The 18,353-nt window shown below is 64.6% G+C and carries 12 protein-coding genes and 3 tRNA genes; 1 reads left to right on the top strand and 14 read right to left on the bottom strand.

Features of this window, described 5'->3' with window-relative positions; genetic code table 11:
• Window positions 1-9 precede the first annotated feature (9 nt).
• From AC0QSG_RS04165 to AC0QSG_RS04225, 13 genes are all read right to left on the bottom strand, one after another.
• Window positions 10-1,656, bottom strand: coding sequence for a GTPase (locus tag AC0QSG_RS04165; RefSeq protein WP_475376753.1), 1,647 nt, complete (start codon window positions 1,654-1,656; stop codon window positions 10-12).
• Window positions 1,653-3,443, bottom strand: a complete 1,791-nt coding sequence (locus AC0QSG_RS04170; RefSeq protein ID WP_475377271.1) for a dynamin family protein — start codon at window positions 3,441-3,443, stop codon at window positions 1,653-1,655. Before AC0QSG_RS04170 ends, AC0QSG_RS04165 begins: the two co-directional genes overlap by 4 nt.
• Before the next feature lie 63 nt (window positions 3,444-3,506).
• A complete protein-coding gene (locus tag AC0QSG_RS04175; RefSeq protein ID WP_475376754.1) occupies window positions 3,507-5,714 on the bottom strand; it encodes a heparinase II/III domain-containing protein in 2,208 nt (735 codons plus the stop codon).
• 458 nt (window positions 5,715-6,172) lie between these two features.
• Window positions 6,173-6,245 (bottom strand) — tRNA-Glu (locus AC0QSG_RS04180).
• Window positions 6,246-6,297: 52 nt separating this feature from the next.
• Window positions 6,298-6,370: transfer RNA gene (locus tag AC0QSG_RS04185), tRNA-Glu, on the bottom strand.
• 65 nt (window positions 6,371-6,435) lie between these two features.
• Window positions 6,436-6,507, bottom strand: a tRNA-Gln gene (locus tag AC0QSG_RS04190).
• Between the two features lie 155 nt (window positions 6,508-6,662).
• Window positions 6,663-8,177, bottom strand: a complete 1,515-nt coding sequence (gltX, locus tag AC0QSG_RS04195; protein ID WP_435726751.1) for a glutamate--tRNA ligase — start codon at window positions 8,175-8,177, stop codon at window positions 6,663-6,665.
• 296 nt (window positions 8,178-8,473) lie between these two features.
• Window positions 8,474-9,235 (bottom strand): fumarylacetoacetate hydrolase family protein, encoded by a 762-nt coding sequence (locus AC0QSG_RS04200; RefSeq protein ID WP_475376755.1) that lies wholly within the window; start codon window positions 9,233-9,235, stop codon window positions 8,474-8,476.
• A 10-nt stretch (window positions 9,236-9,245) separates the two neighbouring features.
• Complete coding sequence (gene galE / locus AC0QSG_RS04205; RefSeq protein WP_475376756.1) at window positions 9,246-10,295, bottom strand: UDP-glucose 4-epimerase GalE; 1,050 nt, start codon at window positions 10,293-10,295, stop codon at window positions 9,246-9,248.
• Window positions 10,296-10,299: 4 nt separating this feature from the next.
• On the bottom strand, window positions 10,300-11,391 hold the full coding sequence (locus AC0QSG_RS04210) for a branched-chain amino acid aminotransferase (protein ID WP_475376757.1): 1,092 nt from the start codon (window positions 11,389-11,391) through the stop codon (window positions 10,300-10,302).
• Window positions 11,392-11,476: 85 nt separating this feature from the next.
• Entirely contained in the window at window positions 11,477-12,535 is a 1,059-nt protein-coding gene (locus AC0QSG_RS04215) for a 3-isopropylmalate dehydrogenase (RefSeq protein ID WP_475376758.1), read from the bottom strand.
• A 101-nt stretch (window positions 12,536-12,636) separates the two neighbouring features.
• On the bottom strand, window positions 12,637-14,139 hold the full coding sequence (locus AC0QSG_RS04220) for a hypothetical protein (protein ID WP_475376759.1): 1,503 nt from the start codon (window positions 14,137-14,139) through the stop codon (window positions 12,637-12,639).
• Between the two features lie 157 nt (window positions 14,140-14,296).
• The gene (locus AC0QSG_RS04225) at window positions 14,297-14,887 is read right to left on the bottom strand and encodes a cob(I)yrinic acid a,c-diamide adenosyltransferase (RefSeq protein ID WP_475376760.1); all 591 of its coding nucleotides are present in this window, start codon (window positions 14,885-14,887) and stop codon (window positions 14,297-14,299) included.
• Window positions 14,888-14,960: 73 nt separating this feature from the next.
• Between AC0QSG_RS04225 and AC0QSG_RS04230 the strand changes: the two genes are divergently transcribed.
• Window positions 14,961-16,664, top strand: a complete 1,704-nt coding sequence (locus AC0QSG_RS04230) for a BCCT family transporter (protein WP_475376761.1) — start codon at window positions 14,961-14,963, stop codon at window positions 16,662-16,664.
• A 103-nt stretch (window positions 16,665-16,767) separates the two neighbouring features.
• Here AC0QSG_RS04230 and metG read toward each other — a convergent pair whose 3' ends face one another.
• Window positions 16,768-18,327: a methionine--tRNA ligase gene (gene metG, locus AC0QSG_RS04235; protein WP_475376762.1), complete on the bottom strand. Its 1,560-nt coding sequence runs from the start codon at window positions 18,325-18,327 to the stop codon at window positions 16,768-16,770.
• Between the last annotated feature and the right edge of the window lie 26 nt (window positions 18,328-18,353).

Genomic DNA, 18,353 nt, shown 5'->3' on the forward strand with positions numbered 1-18,353 from the left:
GAATCTTGTTCAGCCACGGGCTGCCCTCAGTGCGCTACGAAACCTGTTGTAGCGGTCGATTTCATTGGCCACCGGCTCAACGACATGCGTTTGAGCAACCGTGGCGACCGCCGTGCGGAGTCGTCGCCGCACCGCGGCAGCCCGAGTCCTCGCAGCCATCCGGGAAATGATTCCCGTGGCCATCGACAGAGCGATGCCCAGAAAGAGACCGCCGGCGATCATCAGCGTGGGTATCGGGAACCCCTCGACCTGTGGCGTTTCGGGCACCGGCAACTGCAGGTATCCCATGGCGAAGAGCCCCCCTAACCACGCGGCGCCGGCCAGCGCGCTCGCCAGCGCGATCCATTGGACGGTACCCACAACCGGCCACCACCAGGACCCCTTGCCGGCCCCGATGTCCGTGTGTGCGATCGCCTGGTCGAGCGCATCCGGCAGGGTCGGTGCGCTCGCCCGGGCGGCACGGCGGATGGAACCGCGCCAAGCCTCGGGCGCTCCGCGGCTTGCGGTGTCCGCATAGGCACGAACCGCGGAGTCCGCCTGCGCACGCTGGGCCGAACCCGGCGGGGGCAATGATGTGCGGTTGACCGTGGGGTTCACATCCCGGGTCTTCAGATTGAGCCGTCGCAGCGGATCCGGACGCAGCCGAGTCAGCCACCGGGTTACGGGCCAGCCGGTCTTTGCCCCCGCGTTGATCCTGTAGGAGCGGCCGACGGCGGACACGACCGTTTCCACGCCCGAAGCCTCGGATAATTGGCCTGCCAGCCGCCGTTGGACGTCCTTTCCCGGCGCATCCAGCGGTTCCCCGTCCACCTCCGCACCCAGCGCCTTTGCCACACCTGCCGCATCCAAGCGGAGCCGCTGCGTTGCGGCATCGCGGCCCGCGGAGACCGCGGCGATGGCGGCACGGAGTTCGTCGACCCCGTCCCCGGTCCTCGCAGAGACCGGATAGACGGGAACCTTCCCCAGCCCATCGTCCGCGAGAATCCCGCGCAAGGAATCCAGAACCGCGTTCAACGTTCCCGGAGGCAGACGATCGATTTGGTTGAGCACCACCATGGTGACTGCCCCGTAGGCTGACAACGGGCGGATGAAGTCTTGGTGAACCGCCGCGTCCGCGTATTTTTGCGGATCAAGCACCCAGACGAGGACGTCAACCTGACCTGACAGTCGCTGCACGGTTTCGCGGTGGGACAGGGCCGTCGAGTCGAAGTCCGGCAAATCCAGGAGCACCAGCCCGCCGGGCTCCGCTCGTCCCCCGCCAAGCCAACCGGTGCGCCGGCCATCGGCAAGAGGATCTGCGAGTTCATGGCGTTGGTCGGCACCCAACCAGTCGAGCAGTTCCGCGCTTCCGGCCGCGCCCCATACGGCGGCCAATGGGGCGGACGTGGTGGGGCGGGTGGCCGCGACGCGTGCCAAATCCTGACCCGTGACCGCGTTGAAGAGCGAGGACTTCCCACTTCCCGTCGCGCCGAAGAACCCGACGACGGTGTGGTCAGCGCTGAGCGAACGGCGAGTGGAGGCCCGTTCCAAAACATCCAATACGGCCGCCTCCGCGGCCTGGGGCACTCGTCCCTCGCCCAGTTCCCGCGCTTCATTGAGCGCGTCGAGCTGGTCCACGAGAGGCGAGCCTGCCCCCTCCGACCGCCGCCGACTCATGCCAATTCTCCCGCCGAAAGCGCGGCAAGCCTACGTGCGTGGCCGCGGAGAAGGTCAGCATTGTCCTGGGGCCCCAGAATGGCGAGCCGTTCGAGGAACCGTGCACTGTCTTCTGCCAAGAGCGACCGGCAACGGCTGTCCAGAGACTCGCGAGCTTGTTTGGCGAGACGCCGAACGGCGTCCTCTCCGAAGATCGCCTCCAGCAGTTTCTGGCCGACGATGGCGGAACCGCCCGCGATACCGACCTCGAGTCCAGTCAAACCAGCCGTTGATGCGAAGACGACAACCATGAGGGCGACCGCCACACCGTTGACGCCGAAGGAGACCATGCGCGCCGTGAAACGCTTGTCCTCCCCCTCGGTGCGGATCAGTTCCATCAGATCGCCCTGCCATGCCCGGATCTCGGCGGCTGCCGAATCCGCGAAGCCGGCCCCAGGTTGGGCCAAATCCTCGGACCCCAGCAACTCCCGGCCTGCCGGATCGGCCCGCCAACGCGCGTCCGCGTCCTCGGCGGCCCGGGCACACTGGTCGACCACTACGGCGAGCAGGCCGGATTCGATCGCCTCCTCCACCGTTTCGACCGGCTGGGGTTTGCCCGAGAGGAAGGCGCCGATGCGGTCGCGGAATCGTCCGATTCCAGTCTCGAGGGACCTGAAGAACTCGCCGGTTCCCACGAAGTCCTGCCAGCGCGCGAGGACCTCGCCCCGCAGGAGGGTGCCGTCTCTGGTGGCCTCGCCGATGCGTTGCGCGGCAGTCGCGTAGGCCTCGGCGACGTCAGCGCCTAACCGAGCGCCCGCGGCGCGCTGCGCATCCTCCGCGTCGGCGACGGCATCGATCCTTACGACCAGTTGCCGGAGGACGCCGTCAAGCGTCCTGCGCGCGACGGCCGAGCGCCCGGCCACGTCCCCGGCGAGGTCGGACAGCCAGCCCCGCAACTCCGCGACCGCGTCAGCGGGCAGCATCGCGAAGTCGTCGAGGTTCGTCTCCGCAACGACAAACAGCTGCGCCGTTCCCAGTCCCTGCCGTTCGAGCATGGTGCGGAGATCCGTGGCAACCTCTTCCTCTACGCCGGGGGGGACGCGGTCCAGGATCACGGCGACGGTGATGTCCCGTCCGGCGGCCTCCAGAAGGAGCTTCCAGGGCACAGCGTCCGCGTAGCGGTTGGCCGTGGTGACGAACAGCCACAGGTCCGCCGCCGCCAGGAGTTGACCGGCCAGGCGCCGGTTCCCGTCCGAGATGGAGTCAATATCCGGGGCGTCCAACAATGCAATGCCAGCGGGAATCGCCTCGTCCGCCAGCATCACCAGTGAGCCCACCGCCGCGTCCGGAGCGGGGCCGACCCGATCGGCCGATTCAGGCTTGTCGGGATTCGTTCTACGGCCGGCTACCCGGGACATCCCGGGGAGGATCCGCTGGTCGTTGAACCACCGTGCCTCGGATGGATGGTGCAGAAGAATGGGCTGCCTCGTAGTGGGTCTAATGGCGCCGGCTCGGGTGACGGGGTGGCCGACGAGTGCGTTGACGAGCGTGGATTTGCCCGCTCCGGTCGAACCTCCAACGACTGCCAAGAGGGGTGCGTCGAGATTCCGGAAACGCGGCAGGATGTAGTCTTCCAGCTGTTCGAGAATGGCGCGAACGAATTCACGCGCAGCTCCGGCGCCGGGAACGTTTAAGGGCAAAGCCGCATCCAGCAACGACGATTTGGCTTCCTCCAGAAGCCGCACCGCACTTGCTCCGTCTCCGTCCGGGCCTGCGGACGCTCGCTGGTCAGTGTTCACGGACTCCATCATGCCCCACAGCGGTTTTCCTGTACCGAGGACTCGCACGGTGTTTTGCGGACCGCCTAGGGATCATGTGCTCGGATTACGATCGACCGCGTCAAGGGTCCATTCGAGGGGTTGCCCAACGGGATGCTCGAGCATCAGGGAATTAGTCGGCTGGAACTCGCCGTAGGCACCGGCGGAGACACTCGTCGTTTTGGGCGAAGACCCAACACCTCTGACGACTGCGCCGGACACCATCGCTCCAATGACCAGGCCGTACCGAGAGCGGCCGTGCGTTAGTAACCACGAGGCATGGCCGCTGGGTTGCACCACCACGCCTTCGCCAAGATGGAAGACACTCGTAGCCGTGAAGTCGTTACCTTCGTGGTCGTCCGCGCACTCAGCCACAAGAACCTCGTCGTGCCCTCGCAACTGCAGGCGATCGAGCCGGCCGGAGAGTTGGCGGGACACCTGATGGCCGCGAAACGCCTCGTGCATCCCGCTAATGACGTATTCGGACCCCTCGCGGAACCCGCCAAGAGTGGCCCTCCCCGGTGCCAGGGAATAGGGAACGTCGTCGATGACGGTTGCGTTATGGGCCCATGGTCCCCGCAGGTACTGGGCCACTGCATCACCCGGCTCGTAGGAGAAGAAGCCGGGGTCTATCAACCATTCGACGCCATCAAAAAACAGGGTGAACGACAAGTGGTCGGCATGCTTATGTGTGGCAGACAAATTGGAAGCGTAAACCATCACGTTTTGCGGTAGTCCCTGATGGAGGCCCTTGGCGACGGCGTATCCGGCAATCGGCAGGACCGTTAGGCCCGGGGCCTCCAGTTTGGCTGCATGCGCCGCTTCGGCTGCTGGTCCGTTGACCGTGCGGAACGTGTCCCCTAGGGACGGTGCCCGGCCATCTGGGTACCTCAGGACGTCGGACCAGTTCCGCAATTCACGAACGAGTTCGCCCGATTTGGTTTCCCTTCCGGAGATGGCCGCCAACTTCTTCGTCAGGCCCACCAGATGCTGTATGACCTCCTGATAGCCAGTGGAATTCTCGACGAAAACCGCGAAGCCCCTGTCTCTCGTGATCAGTGAGTCGAACTGGTCACGCAGCCGGGCTAAGCCGGTTGAAATTCGGTAATCGCTGGAAGGACTGTCCCGACCGATGATGCCTGCCATGAGCAAGGCGATGTCCTGGAACCACGCATGGTTGTGGTGCCGGGTTGGTTGGTTGAAAGCGTAGAACGCCTCCGACAACAGGAGATTTGCGTGCTCCTCAATCGCTTGGTTGAGTCGCAGCATGAACCGTCCATCGAAGCCTCGTTGACCGCCAACCTGGGCCATCAACAGGAACACCATAAGTCGCTCGGCGGCGCCGTGGTCGTACCACGCATATTTCGTGTCTGCCGTTTCGCTGTAGAAATTATGATCCAACCACGAGTTGATCATGTCTCGGGCAGCATAGATTGCCGCATCGACTCCGTCGATCAGCCCGTAGACCAGCAGGTCTCCTGCGGGGCACAGCGAATGCCAAATGTAGCGATAAGTTCCATTCGATCCCACGTCCTCCGGTTGGAGGTCGGCAGATTTCCACGGCAGACGCGTCCGGCCAATGACAGGGAAGTCGCCTGTTTCGACGAACTCTGCGGCGCGACGCCTGTAATCGGGGTTTTTCTGGGCAAGGTGGTCGCATATGAGGCTTGTGACGGCCGCCGCGTCGGGGTCCAGCGATGACGCATAGCTGGGTTCGGGCTTCGAGTCGACGTCCCAGACCGACACCCAATCCACCAGGATCTCGCCTTCCCCGTCGGGTTCTCCTTTCACATAGATCCTCAAGTCGGCCACGTCAGCGCTGAAGACGTTCGACCACCCGTTCTGTATGCGGAAGACAAGATCGGAGAATCCGCACATGATTTCCGTGGCTACACCATCGAGTGGGTTCTTGACTTTGATGTGGCGGAACAGCTCGGAGTCCGTATAACCGACGGCAACGTATTGGATGTCTTTCCAACCGCGCAGGGTAAAGACCGCGCCCACACCATCGGCGGAATGAACCGGACGGGGAAACTTGATGCGGATCTGGTAACTGCCGAGGCCCCCGACGAACGTCGCTTTGAGGGCGCGATCCAACAACTGCAATTCGCCATTGGCCGAGACGAAGTCGGCGAGTTCCGCACTTTGGCCGTTCATATGAACGGCGTCGGCTCCGAACCGCGTCCATTGAACGTCGTTGAACGTCCAGCCGGACAGGGCTGGATGGTCCGACCGTACGGTCTCTTCGGAGAAGGCAAACACTATGCACCACCTGCGGTCGGTTCGCTCTGGGGCAGGAACCACGTTAGCGGTACCTGCGGCGCGGACTGGAAAACTTTCAAACTGCGAGAAGCTTGGGCGTGTCCTGCATCAAACGGCTCCGTCGTATTGCCATCCGCTCGCCGTCGGCAGGCACATTAGATCCACCAGGTGTCTCACCTTCGACAGCTTACGCAGGATGCGGTTCAACCACGTCAAACGCATCAGGGTCGTTGAGGTCACGCACGTCGGCAAGCGATCGGCGCTACAGAATGGGCACGCTGAAGGGACCAATCGAGGTCGGGGCCCGAGAAGATGGGCGGAAACAGCGTCATCGCCGCGCGGGAAAAGGTCCCGCTCTAGATGGGCCTTGCAAACCCCGGGTGACAACGATTCTTCCCTCGTCCTGAGGATTAAACAACAATGTCCCCGGCAGAAGCCGAGGACATTGTTTGTAACGGTGACCCCAGCGGGATTCGAACCCGCGTTACCGCCGTGAGAGGGCAGCGTACTAGGCCGCTATACGATGGGGCCGCATAGCCTGCATCACTTGAAGGCTGATGCCGCCTGTAGTTCTTGCGAACCGTGACCCCAGCGGGATTCGAACCCGCGTTACCGCCGTGAGAGGGCAGCGTACTAGGCCGCTATACGATGGGGCCGTAGCTGACCGAAAACAACTACTTCGGTCAGGCCGTTTCCCGCGGGAACCGCGGAAACCGTAGCGCTGGGATACCAGGACTCGAACCTAGAATGTCGGTACCAGAAACCGATGTGTTGCCAATTACACCATATCCCAATGGACTTCAGCCTCCGGTTTGCTACCTTGTTCAAGCAGTTCCCGGCGCCTCAGCACGAGTAATTACTTTACCCGACCCTCGTCCCAATTCCAAAATCGAAGGTACCGTCGGCAAGGGGTGCTCCCCGCCAGCTGGCGGGACGCACCTCGATGTGTCAGAGCGAGTCGATGTCCTGGCGGAAGGCCCGCAGACGCACGAGCGACGACTCCTTGCCCAGGATCACCATGGACTCAAACAGCGGCGGCGATATGCGCTTCCCCGAGACTCCCGTCCTGATGGGACCGAAAGCCAGCCGCGGCTTGATGCCCATGCCTTCGATCAGTGCCTCACGGAGCGCCGACTGGATGCTTTCGGCGGTCCAGTCACCCAATTCCTCGAGGGCGGCAATGCCGGCGTCGAGCACCTCGTCGGTATTGCCGGGAAGTCCCTTTAGCGCGTCCTGGGCCACGACGACGTCGTCGTCCGTCCGGAACAGGAACTCAAGCATGTCCGGTGCCTCGCCCAAGAGGGCGATGCGTTCCTGAACCAAAGGAGCCGCCTCCGTCAGGATCTCATTCTGCCGCTCCGTCAGGGCCTCCCCCACGAGCTTCGCGTGGCGCAGGTACGGAACGAGTCGATCGCGGAAGTCGGTCGGATCAAGAAGCCGCACGTGAGATCCGTTGATGGCTTCGGCCTTCTTGAGGTCGAACTTGGCCGGGTTGGAAAGGACGCTGTGGATGTCGAACGCCTCGACCAGCTGGTCTCGGGTGAAGATGTCCTCGTCGGCCGACATACTCCAGCCGAGCAGCGACAGGTAGTTGAGCAACCCCTCGGGGATGAAGCCGCGGTCGCGGTGCAGGAACAGGCTCGACTCGGGGTCGCGCTTGGACAACTTTTTGTTGCCCTGGCCCATGACGTATGGAAGGTGGCCGAAGAGCGGCATGTACTGAGCCACGCCAACATCGATCAGCGCCCGGTACAGGGCGATCTGCCGGGGCGTGGACGAGAGGAGATCCTCGCCTCGCAGCACGTGCGTGATGCCCATGAGCGCATCGTCGACCGGATTCACGAGCGTGTAAAGCGGCTTGCCATTGGCGCGGACCACCACGAAGTCCGGGACAGAGCCGGCCTTGAACGTGATCTCGCCGCGCACCAGGTCGGTGAAGGTCGTGTCCTCGTCCGGCATGCGGACGCGGAGGACCGGCTCCCGACCCTCCGCGCGGAACGCGGCGGCCTCATCCGGCGTGAGCGTGCGGTCGTGGTTGTCGTAGCCCAGTTTGGGGTCGCGGCCGGCTGCCTTGTGGCGCGCTTCGACCTCGTCCGGGTTAGAGAAGGACTCGTAAAGGTGTCCGGCGTCCTTCAGCTTGGTGATCACCTCGTCGTAGCGATCCGAGCGTTGCGACTGACGGTATGGCTCGTGGGGACCACCGACGTTCACGCCCTCGTCCCAGTCGATCCCGAGCCAGTCCAGTGCCTCCAAGAGCTGATCGTAGCTCTCCTCGCTGTCGCGCTGGGCGTCCGTGTCCTCGATGCGGAAGATGAGCTTGCCGCCGGTGTGGCGTGCGTAGGCCCAGTTGAAGAGGGCCGTGCGGATCAGTCCAACGTGCGGAGTGCCGGTCGGGGACGGACAGAAACGCACGCGGACGGGCGTTTCCGGGGTGACAGTGGGGATCTGGGATACGTCAATCATGGTGGTCACGAGTCTAGTACGCGGCTACCGGCGCCTCCATGCGCGCATTTCCGCAGCGACGCGTCGCACCAGCAGAGTGACGGCCAATGCGACGGCCGTCACAATCAGGACTGCCGTCAGCCATTCTGGCCCTCCGAGTCGGTGGCTGACGCGCGCGGAGACCCCGAGGACCAGTGCGAGTGCCCACAGGTGACCCAATCGCTTCTGCCAGGTGGGACGGGCCGCCCTGTTTTTCGCCGCCTGCCGAAGGGCACCGGAAAACACCCGGCCAACGCTGCGCTGTCCATACACCGTCGTTAGCTGCGCACGGGGTTGGACAGCGTACCGATCCCCTCGATCTCCACCTCGAAGCGCTGCCCCTCCCGGATCAGTCCCACGCCGGCCGGCGTGCCGGTGAGGATCACGTCGCCCGGGAGCAGCGTGAAGGCCTGGGACGCGTAGGCAACGAGGTCGGCGACGCTCCAGACCATGTGGCTGGTGCTGCCGTCTTGGACGGTCTCGCCATCGAGACGACCAACGATCCGCACGTCGTCGACGTCCAGGTCGGTCTCGATCCACGGTCCGAGCGGGCAGGAGCCGTCCCAGCCCTTCGCTCGAGCCCACTGGTTGTCCGTCTTCTGGACATCGCGGGCCGTGAGGTCGTTGGCGCAGGTGTAGCCGAAGACCACGTCAGCCACCTTGTCGGCGGGCACGTCCTTGCAGATGCGCCCGATCACGACTGCGAGTTCGGCTTCATAGGAAACCTCTTCCGAGAAGGCGGGGAGGGTGATCGGATCGCCCGGACCCGCCACCGAGGTGTTCGGCTTGAGGAACATCAGCGGGGTGACCGGCACCTCGTTGCCCAGTTCGCGGGCGTGGTCCGCATAGGTCCGGCCGAACCCGACGACCTTGGACCGCGGAATGATCGGTGCCAGGAGGCGGACGTCGTCCAGCGGGTGTCGCACGCCGGTGGGCTTCACGCCCTGGAAGAACGGATCCCCCGCAATCACCGCCACTTCGTCGCCTTCAACCACGCCGTAGAGGGGATCACCGTCAACTACAAATCGAGCAATACGCATGCCCTCCAGCCTAGTCGGACGCGGCGTCGTCCTCATCATTGGGTTCGGCCGGGTAACCCTCCGGGTTTTCCGACTGCCACCGCCAGACGTCGACCACCATGTCCTCCAGGCCGCGCTCGGACTTCCAGCCCAGTTCCACGCGGGCCAGCGTCGGATCCGCCCAATAGGCCGGGAGGTCGCCGGGGCGGCGTTCAACGATCCGGTACGGGATGTCCCGCCCGGAGGCACGCCCGAAGGCGTGGACCACTTCGAGTACCGAGGATCCCGATCCGCTGCCCAGGTTCCACGCGTGGAGACCGCCGTTGGCCACGAGGTATTCCAACGCAGTGAGGTGGCCTGTGGCAAGATCGACGACGTGGATGTAGTCCCGCACACCGGTGCCGTCCGCGGTGGGATAGTCGTCACCGAACACGTCGAGCCGTTCGCGCCGACCCACGGCAACCTGTGCCACATAAGGCATCAGGTTGTTCGGAACGCCCTGCGGGTCCTCGCCGATGCGTCCCGATTCGTGGGCACCGACGGGGTTGAAGTACCGAAGCTTCGCGACAGCCCACCGCGCGTCCGAGGCCGCCAAATCGTCCAGCATCTGTTCGATGTGCATCTTGGTGCGCCCGTAGGGGTTCATGGCGGCCAGCGGCAGGTCCTCGTCGTACTGGACAACGCCACCGGCCTCCCCGTACACCGTCGCCGAGGAGCTGAATACCAGCGTGCGTACGTCCTGGGACTCCATGGCCTCCAACAGGTTCAGCGTGCCCACGACATTGTTCCGGTAGTACCAGAGCGGTTTCTCCGAAGACTCGCCCACGGCCTTCAGTCCGGCGAAGTGGATCACGGCCTCCGGGTCGGCCGTGCGCAGCGCCATTCGTGTGCTTTCCACATCCAGCAGGTCCACGCGGTGTAGCCTCGCCGCACGGCCGGCGAGCTCCGCTACTCGCCGGAGCGCCTCCGGCGAAGAATTGCTGAGGTTGTCGAGGACGTGCACCTCGTGGCCCGCCTCGAGCAACTGAAGAACGGTGTGAGACCCGATGTAGCCGGCGCCGCCGGTAACGAGGATGCGCATGGGCCTAGGCCAGCCGGGTCAGCCAGCCGTGGGTGTCTTCCACCGCACCGGTCTGGATCCCCAGCAGTTGCTCGCGGATGTGCATGCTGACCGAGTCCGGGCCGGCCGCGGGCGAGACGATGGAACTCTCGGCCGTCTTCAGCTCGCCGATCGGAGTAATGACGGCGGCGGTGCCGCAGGCGAACACCTCGGCCAGCGATCCGTCGTCGACCGCCTGGCGCCACTCCTCGAGCGTGATCTTGCGTTCCTCCACTCGCATTCCGCGGTCACGGGCCAGCTGGAGCACCGATGAGCGCGTGACTCCGCGGAGGATGGTGCCGTTGAGGGCCGGCGTCACCAGGGTCCCGTCCTTGAAGACAAAGAACACGTTCATGCCGCCGAGCTCCTCGACCGCGTTGTCGTTGAAGGGATCCAGGAACAGGACCTGCTTGCAGCCGTGGGCCTCGGCCTCGATCTGGGCGGCGAGGGACGCGGCGTAGTTGCCGCCGCACTTCGCCTCGCCGGTGCCGCCGCGACCGGCGCGGGCGTAGTTCGTGGATAGCCAGATGGACACGGGCTTCAACTCGCCGCCGAAGTAGTTCCCCGCAGGCGAGGCGATCACGCGGTAAGACACTTCCCGGGCCGGCCGTACACCGAGGAACGCCTCCGTGGCGATCATGAAGGGACGCAGGTAGAGCGCTTCGCCGTCCCCGGTGGGGACCCAGGCTTGGTCGGTCGACACCAGTCGGCGAAGGGAGTCGACGAACGCCTCCTCCGGCAACTCCGGCAGCGCCAGGCGCACGGCCGACTTGTTGAACCGGGCCGCGTTCTCCTCGGGGCGGAAAGTCCACACTGAGCCGTCCGCGTGGCGGTACGCCTTGAGTCCCTCGAAAATCTCCTGACCGTAGTGCAGGACGGCGGCGGCGGGGTCCATGGCGATCGGTCCGTACGGCTCGATGCGCGCGTCGTGCCACCGTCCGCCGTCTTCGGCCGTCCACGTCCAATCGACGACGGCGGTGTGGTCCGTGAAATGGTCGCCGAATCCGGGGTTCGCGAGGATCTCGGCGCGCTGTTCCGCGCTCTTCGGGTTGGTGGAGAGCTGCTGGGAGAATTCCATGGCGCTGGCGCACTTCCTCTTCGACATTCGGCCGGTGGCGTGCCCTTCGCACTCCACCGCGGGCCCCCGCTGGAGCCTCCCCAGCTTATGACAAGGCCGCTGCTATTGCATCGCCGATCTCGGCGGTCGTCCGGATCTCGGAAAGCTCGGCGCGCGAGGAGATGTCCGCCTCCACAGCGGCTTCCACGCGCCGCGCCGCCGATGGAAGGCCGACATGTTCGAGCAGGAGCGCGACCGATAGGATCGCGGCGGTCGGATCCGCCTTCCGCTGGCCAGCGATGTCCGGCGCGGAGCCGTGCACGGGTTCGAACATCGACGGCGCCGTCCGATCCATGTTCAGGTTTCCGGATGCGGCCAGTCCGATGCCGCCGGTGATGGCACCGGCCAAGTCGGTGAGGATGTCGCCAAACAGGTTGTCGGTGACAATCACATCGAAGCGCGCGGGATCGGTGACCATGTGGATGGTGGCGGCGTCCACGTGCATGTAGTCGTGCCGGACGTCCGGGAACTCAGCGGCAACGGCCTCGACCGTGCGGCGCCACAAGTGTCCTGCGTGCACGAGGACGTTGTGCTTGTGGACCAGCGTCACGTGCTTTCGTTCACGTGCCGACGCCCGCGTAAACGCGTCCCGCACCACGCGCTCCACCCCGTGGGCCGTGTTGACCGAGACCTCGGTGGCGATTTCGTGGGGGGTTCCGACGCGCAGTGCACCACCGTTCCCGACGTAGGGTCCCTCGGTACCCTCGCGGACGACGACGAAGTCGACGTCGCCGGCGTTCGCGAGCGGACTGGGCACACCGGGATAGATCCGCGAGGGCCGGAGGTTGACGTAGTGGTCCAAAGAGAACCGCAGCTTGAGCAGCATTTCGCGCTCGATCAGCCCGGACGGGATGCGTGTGTCCCCAGGGGCCGCGCCGACCGCGCCGAAGAGGATCGCGTCATGCTCGCGCAGGGAAGCGAGCGTCTCATCAGTCAGTGTTTCGCCGGTTTCCAGCCAGTGGGACGCACCGAGTCGGTAGTCCGTGAGGATAAGCCGGACGCCATCGTCTTGGGTGGCCCGCTTGAGAACCTTAACGGCTTCGGCGATGACTTCTGGCCCGATTCCGTCCCCGGGGATGACGGCAATGTCGATGGTTGTGCTCATGCTATGAATTCTATGAAGGTAGTCCACATGACGAACAAGTCGTCTCAATCCGTGGACGGCGTCGATAACCCCGCACTGTGCAATTGGTTTGAACCGCCGAGTCAAGCGGTGGTCTCGATCCTGTTGGGTAAAAACGATTGCTGGAGGGGTACACGCATGCCGCCCATGTCTCCCATACGTCCGACCATTCCGCAAGCCTCCGCGGCATAATCCAAAGCGTTCTGGTCGATCATCCAGGTAGTGCTGCCCTGTAGCCAAATCAGGAGGTGGCGTTCGACGGCTCCGAGGAATGCGCGCCCACGTAACGAATCGGCGATATAGACATTGCCCGCCATGTAGCGCATCCAAGGCACTATCCCGCCGAGGAACGATCCTTGAAACAAGGCGACATCCGCATTCTGGATGCGCGGGAGAAACGCCGCCGTATCGCCAGTGGGAAAAAGATCCACGTCCTGAATCCAGACCGCGCCACCGTTGTGATCCATGACCTGCTCGGCCACAAGGTAGCGGGCAGATGCGAAGTAGGAGACGGCATCTGTTACCCGGTCGGGCACTGCCGAACGTGACCACTGAATCTCGCGCCTCACACCCCGAACGCCACGTAGATCGAGCAGTTGGGCATAAAAAGCGTCGACGTCCGACCTCGTGAGTGCGCATTCCTCCGCAGAGCCCACGAGGTGGATGTGGTGAAGGTATTCGGGAAAGAGACTCGCGTAGAAAAGCAAACGTGGCGCATAGCTACGGAGAAAATCGGGATTAGCCGAGTACAGAATCGTAGGGGACGAAGTCGGCGCACCTCCGCCGAGCCACTCGGCAGTGATACCGGGAAGGGGGCTCGGCGCTGCTGAACTCATCTCCGAGCCATAGCTGTAGATTCCGGACAACAGCTGGATACCGGCCAGCACCGACTCATCCGTGCGACGTGCACGGGCGAAATATTCCTGAGCCATCGGCCTGCCGTCGATGACGGTTGCCACGATCCCGGCGAGGACCAGTGCCGATCCGAGGGTCGCATGACCTTCCAGCCAGGATTGGACACCGCGCATGCGTTGCGCAGCCGCACCGTCACGAACGGGTTTGTCTGCACTCAATAGACGACGAATCGCTTCCGTGCCCTCGGATCTATGGATGCTCCCCAACTGCCGCATACCTTCCAACAGGACGACTAGCGAGGATATGTATGAACCATCATCAAGAGTGGATCCGGACTCCATCCGTTCATAGAAATCCATCCAGAATGGCCTGACATCCTCCGATTCGGATGAAAGGTCTTTCCCTACAATCTGAACCATCCTGTTAAGTGCACGCACGGACTGATCTGGCTGAATCCATCTCCAGCCGTTGACGATACCTGCAAGGCGGTCCACGTCCTTATCGTGCCCAGCTGGACGCGACGGCCGCGTCGCAAGCTTTTCCAAGTCACGAATCCCCAAAAGTGCGGTAAGGCGGACACGCTCTGTGAGCGGAGAGGCCTGACCGTCAGTTACACCATCAACCCACGCAACCACGTCCGCGGCATCGCCAGGAAGCTCAGTGGGAGTGATCAACCGGGGCACGCCGGATTTGATGGCAAGTGAAACGGTTTTTTTGGTGGTCCGGTTCACCAAGCGACACACGAGCCGATCTTGGCCGCCCGACAGCCTAGCGGGGATCTTTACGGTGTACATCAGCTATCGCCCTTATCCATCCTCATATTGGACAGACCGGACACGTAACGCGCTAACAAGACGGCACGGCCGCGCAGTCTCGCCCATGCCCCAATCACGCCTCGTCCGTGGCCGGTGCCACGGACCATCCCGGAACCCACACGGCGTCGCCGTGCTCCGCGTTGGCGCCCCGGGCGATGGTGAAGAGCAGGGTCGATAGGTGGTTGAGGTAACGGGCCGTCTGTGGATTGATCGTCTCGGGGTGTTGGTCCACGGCTTCCCACGCGGCCTGCTCGGCGCGGCGAACGGTGGCGCGGGCCTGGAACAGGAGCGCGGAGGCGACCGTGCCTCCGGGCAACACCAGACCATCCAGGTCCTGCGCCTGCTCCCTGTAGTGCTCGATCGCGCGGTCCAGCCGCTCGACGTGGTCCTCCGAGATGCGGACAGGCGTTCCGTCGGGGACGTTCGCCGGGACCGCAAGGTCGGCATCGACGTCGAACAGGTCGTTTTGGGTGCTCAGGAGCATCGCCACGATCTCTCCCGGCAGGCCGCCGGCGGCCATCGCCACCGCGATGGCCGCGTTCGCCGCGTCGCACTCCGCGATGGCGACCGCCCGAACGTCGTACTTAGCCACCTCCCCGTGGCCGCCGAGGGCGATTGTCCCCGTGTCTCCGCGGTGCTCGTCTGCCGGTTTGTTTGCGCTCATGGGATCGAAGCTGTCACTCATTCCTGCCACTATACGGAACGCCTGTCGCCGGTGTCGGGGTAGCGTGGAGCGCATGAAAGATAAAACCCCCGACTACCTCCCCTCGGAGGAGATACCGTCGGCCGATCCGCCCGAACGCGGATGGGCCACCGTGGACAAGACCGTCTTTGGCGTCTCGTTCGGCATCATCGTCGCGGTCTGCCTTCTCGGTGTGTTCTTCACCGAGGGCATTGGCGAAGCCGTGGGCGCGGCCCTGGGCTGGGTGACCGGCAACTTCGGCTGGCTGTTCATCCTCGGAGCCACCAGCTTCGTCGTGTTCGCGCTGGTCCTCGCGTTCGGTCGCTACGCCAATATCCCACTGTCCAAGGACAACGAGACAGCCGAGTTCTCCACGCTTTCCTGGATCGCCATGATGTTCAGCGCCGGCATGGGCATCGGCCTGATGTTCTTCGGCGTCTACGAACCCGTCACCCACCTCGCCTCTCCCCCGCCGTTCGTCGACGCGGCCGCCGGCTCGGCCACGGCTGCGGACTCCGCGATGGCCTACACGCTGTTCCACTGGGCCCTGCACCCCTGGGCGATCTATTCGGTGGTGGGACTGGCACTGGCCTACTCCACCTACCGCATGGGACGCGGCAACCTCATGAGCTCGCCCTTCCAGGCCATCTTCGGCAGGGAGCGCATCGAAGACCGGGGCTGGGGCAAGCCCATCGACATCCTGGCGATCATCTGCACCAAGTTCGGCTCGGCCACCTCGCTGGGTCTCGGCGCGCTCCAGATCGCCGCGGGCCTCGCACTGCTGCGGACGGGCGAGTTCTCCGACGACCCAGGCACCGCGGCACCGATCATCATCATCTGCGTGCTGAGCGTGGGCGTGGTCCTCTCGGCCGCCAGCGGCGTCTCGCGCGGCATCAAGTGGCTCAGCAACACGAACATGGTGCTCGCCTTCGTCCTGCTGGTCTTCGTCTTCATCGTCGGCCCGACCGTCTTCATCCTGGACCTGCTGCCCTCCTCCATCGGCAACTACCTCTCCGAGCTCGTTCCGCTGAGCTTCAACTCGGGCGTTTTCGGCGGATCCGAGTGGCTGGCCAGCTGGACCATCTTCTACTGGGCCTGGTGGATCTCCTGGACGCCGTTCGTCGGCACCTTCATCGCGAAGATCTCCCGGGGGCGAACCATCCGGGAATTCGTCCTCAGCGTGCTGCTGGTCCCCTCGGCCGTCAGTGTCGTGTGGTTCACCGTCTTCGGCGGCGCCGGCATCCAGCAGCAACTCGGCGGGAACGACATCGCGGGCACGGGGGACGAGGCCGCCGGCTTCTTCGCCGTGCTGCAGCAGTACCCGTTCTTCATCGGTGCCGCGATACTGGTCATGCTCCTGACGGCGATCTTCTTCATCAGTAGCGCCGATTCCGGCGCACTGGTGCTGGCCACGCTCTCCTCGCGCGGCCGACAGGAACCGTGGAAGCCGCTGGTGATCCTCTGGGCGCTCCTGTCCGGCACGGTCGCCGCCGTCCTGCTCTACGTGGGCGGGCTGCAGGCGCTGCAGACCTTCACGATCCTCGCGGCAACGCCTTTCGTGCTCATCATCGTCGGGCTGTGCGTCTCCCTCTACGTGGATCTGCGCCGCGACCCGTTGCGGCAGCGCCGGATCGGCCCGGTGCGCGGGTCCATCGCGGTTCCCGCAACGGCGCCATTCGCGGTGCAGCCGGAGAACGGACTCTCACCGACAACGTCCGACGCCGGCACGTCCGCGCCGGACACGGCGCGGGACAAGTAACAGTCTGCCCGGTTCCACCGGGCCCGAACGCACGATGCGGCCGGGATTCCACCTTGGTATCAAGGGGATCCCGGCCGCATCTGCCGTTTAACGGCGGGCGAACCTACGCTGCGGGCTCCTCGTACTTCGGGAACACCGGGGTGGGCGCCGGCAGCGCCGTCCCGGACTCGATCCGAGAGTCGAACGCGGCGAAGGATCGCGCGGAACCCTCCGGCTGTCCCAGCGCATCAAGCACCGCGCCGGCGGAAACCGGCATCACGGGCTGCACCAGGAGGGCCACCTTCCGCAGCACCTCGAGCGTCACGTAGAGCACCGTGCCCATGCGTTCGGCGTCGGTCTTGCGCAGAACCCACGGCTGCTGTTCGGCGAAGTACGCATTGGTGTCCCCCAGCACGGTCCAGATGGCTTCGAGCGAGCGGCTAAACTCCTGGCGGGAGTACGCGTCGCGCGACGCCGCGAGCAGCGCGTCCGCGGCGGCCAACACGCCCTCGTCCTCCGCCGTGAACGCCCCGGGCACGGGCACCTCGGCCCCGCAGTTCTTGCCCACCATGGACAGCGAACGCTGGGCCAGGTTTCCCAGGTTGTTCGCGAGGTCCGAGTTCATGCGCCCCACGATGGCCTCGTGGCTGTACGCGCCGTCCGCCCCGAAGGGCACCTCGCGCAGCAGGAAGAAGCGCAGCTGGTCCAGGCCGTACGTCTCGATCCAATCACCCGGACGGACCACGTTGCCCAGGGACTTGGACATCTTGACGCCGTTGTTGTTCAGGAACCCGTGGATCATCACGCGCCGGGGCAGTTCGATCCCGGCGGACATCAGGAACGCCGGCCAGTAGATCGCGTGGAAACGGGAGATGTCCTTGCCGATCACGTGGACGTCCGCGGGCCAGTACTTCCGGAACGCGGCGGAGGAAGTGTCCGGGAAGCCGACGCCGGTGAGGTAGTTGGTCAACGCGTCCACCCACACGTACATGACGTGGTCCTTGTTCCCGGGAACGGGCACGCCCCAGTCGAACGTGGTCCGCGAGATGGACAGGTCGTCCAGCCCGCGCTCCACGAAACGGATCACCTCGTTGAACCGCGACTGCGGCGCTCCGAACTCGGGCCGTTCGCGGTACAGGTCCAGCAGCTTGTCCTGGTAGGCGGACAGGCGGAAGAAGTACGACTCCTCCTCGGTCCAGGTGACCTCGGTGTCCGTGTCCTTGGCGTAGCGGAGGCCGTCGTCGCGGACCTCGGTGTCCTCCTCGTTGTGGAACGCCTCGTCGCGGACGGAATACCAGCCGGAGTACTTGTCCAGGTAGATGTCCCCGTTGGCCTCCATGCGCTTCCAGATCGCCTGCGCGGCCTCGTAGTGGTCGGCGTCGGTGGTGCGGATGAACCGGTCGTAGCTGATGCCCAGCTCGTCGTTCATCGACTGGAAGGCGTCCGAGTTGCGCTGCGCCAGCTCGCGCGGCGTGATGCCTTCGCGTTCCGCGGTCTGGAGCATCTTCTGGCCGTGCTCGTCGGTGCCGGTCATGAAGAACACGTCGTAGCCGTCGAGTCGCTTGAACCGGGCCATGGCGTCGGTCGCGACCACCTCGTACGCGTGGCCGAGGTGCGGCACGCCGTTGGGGTAGGAGATCGCGGTGGTGATGTAAAACGGGGTTTGGTCCTGGGTCGAAGTCACCCGAGAAATCTACCGTACGACGGCGG

Source organism: Arthrobacter sp. LT660, assembly GCF_056172845.1.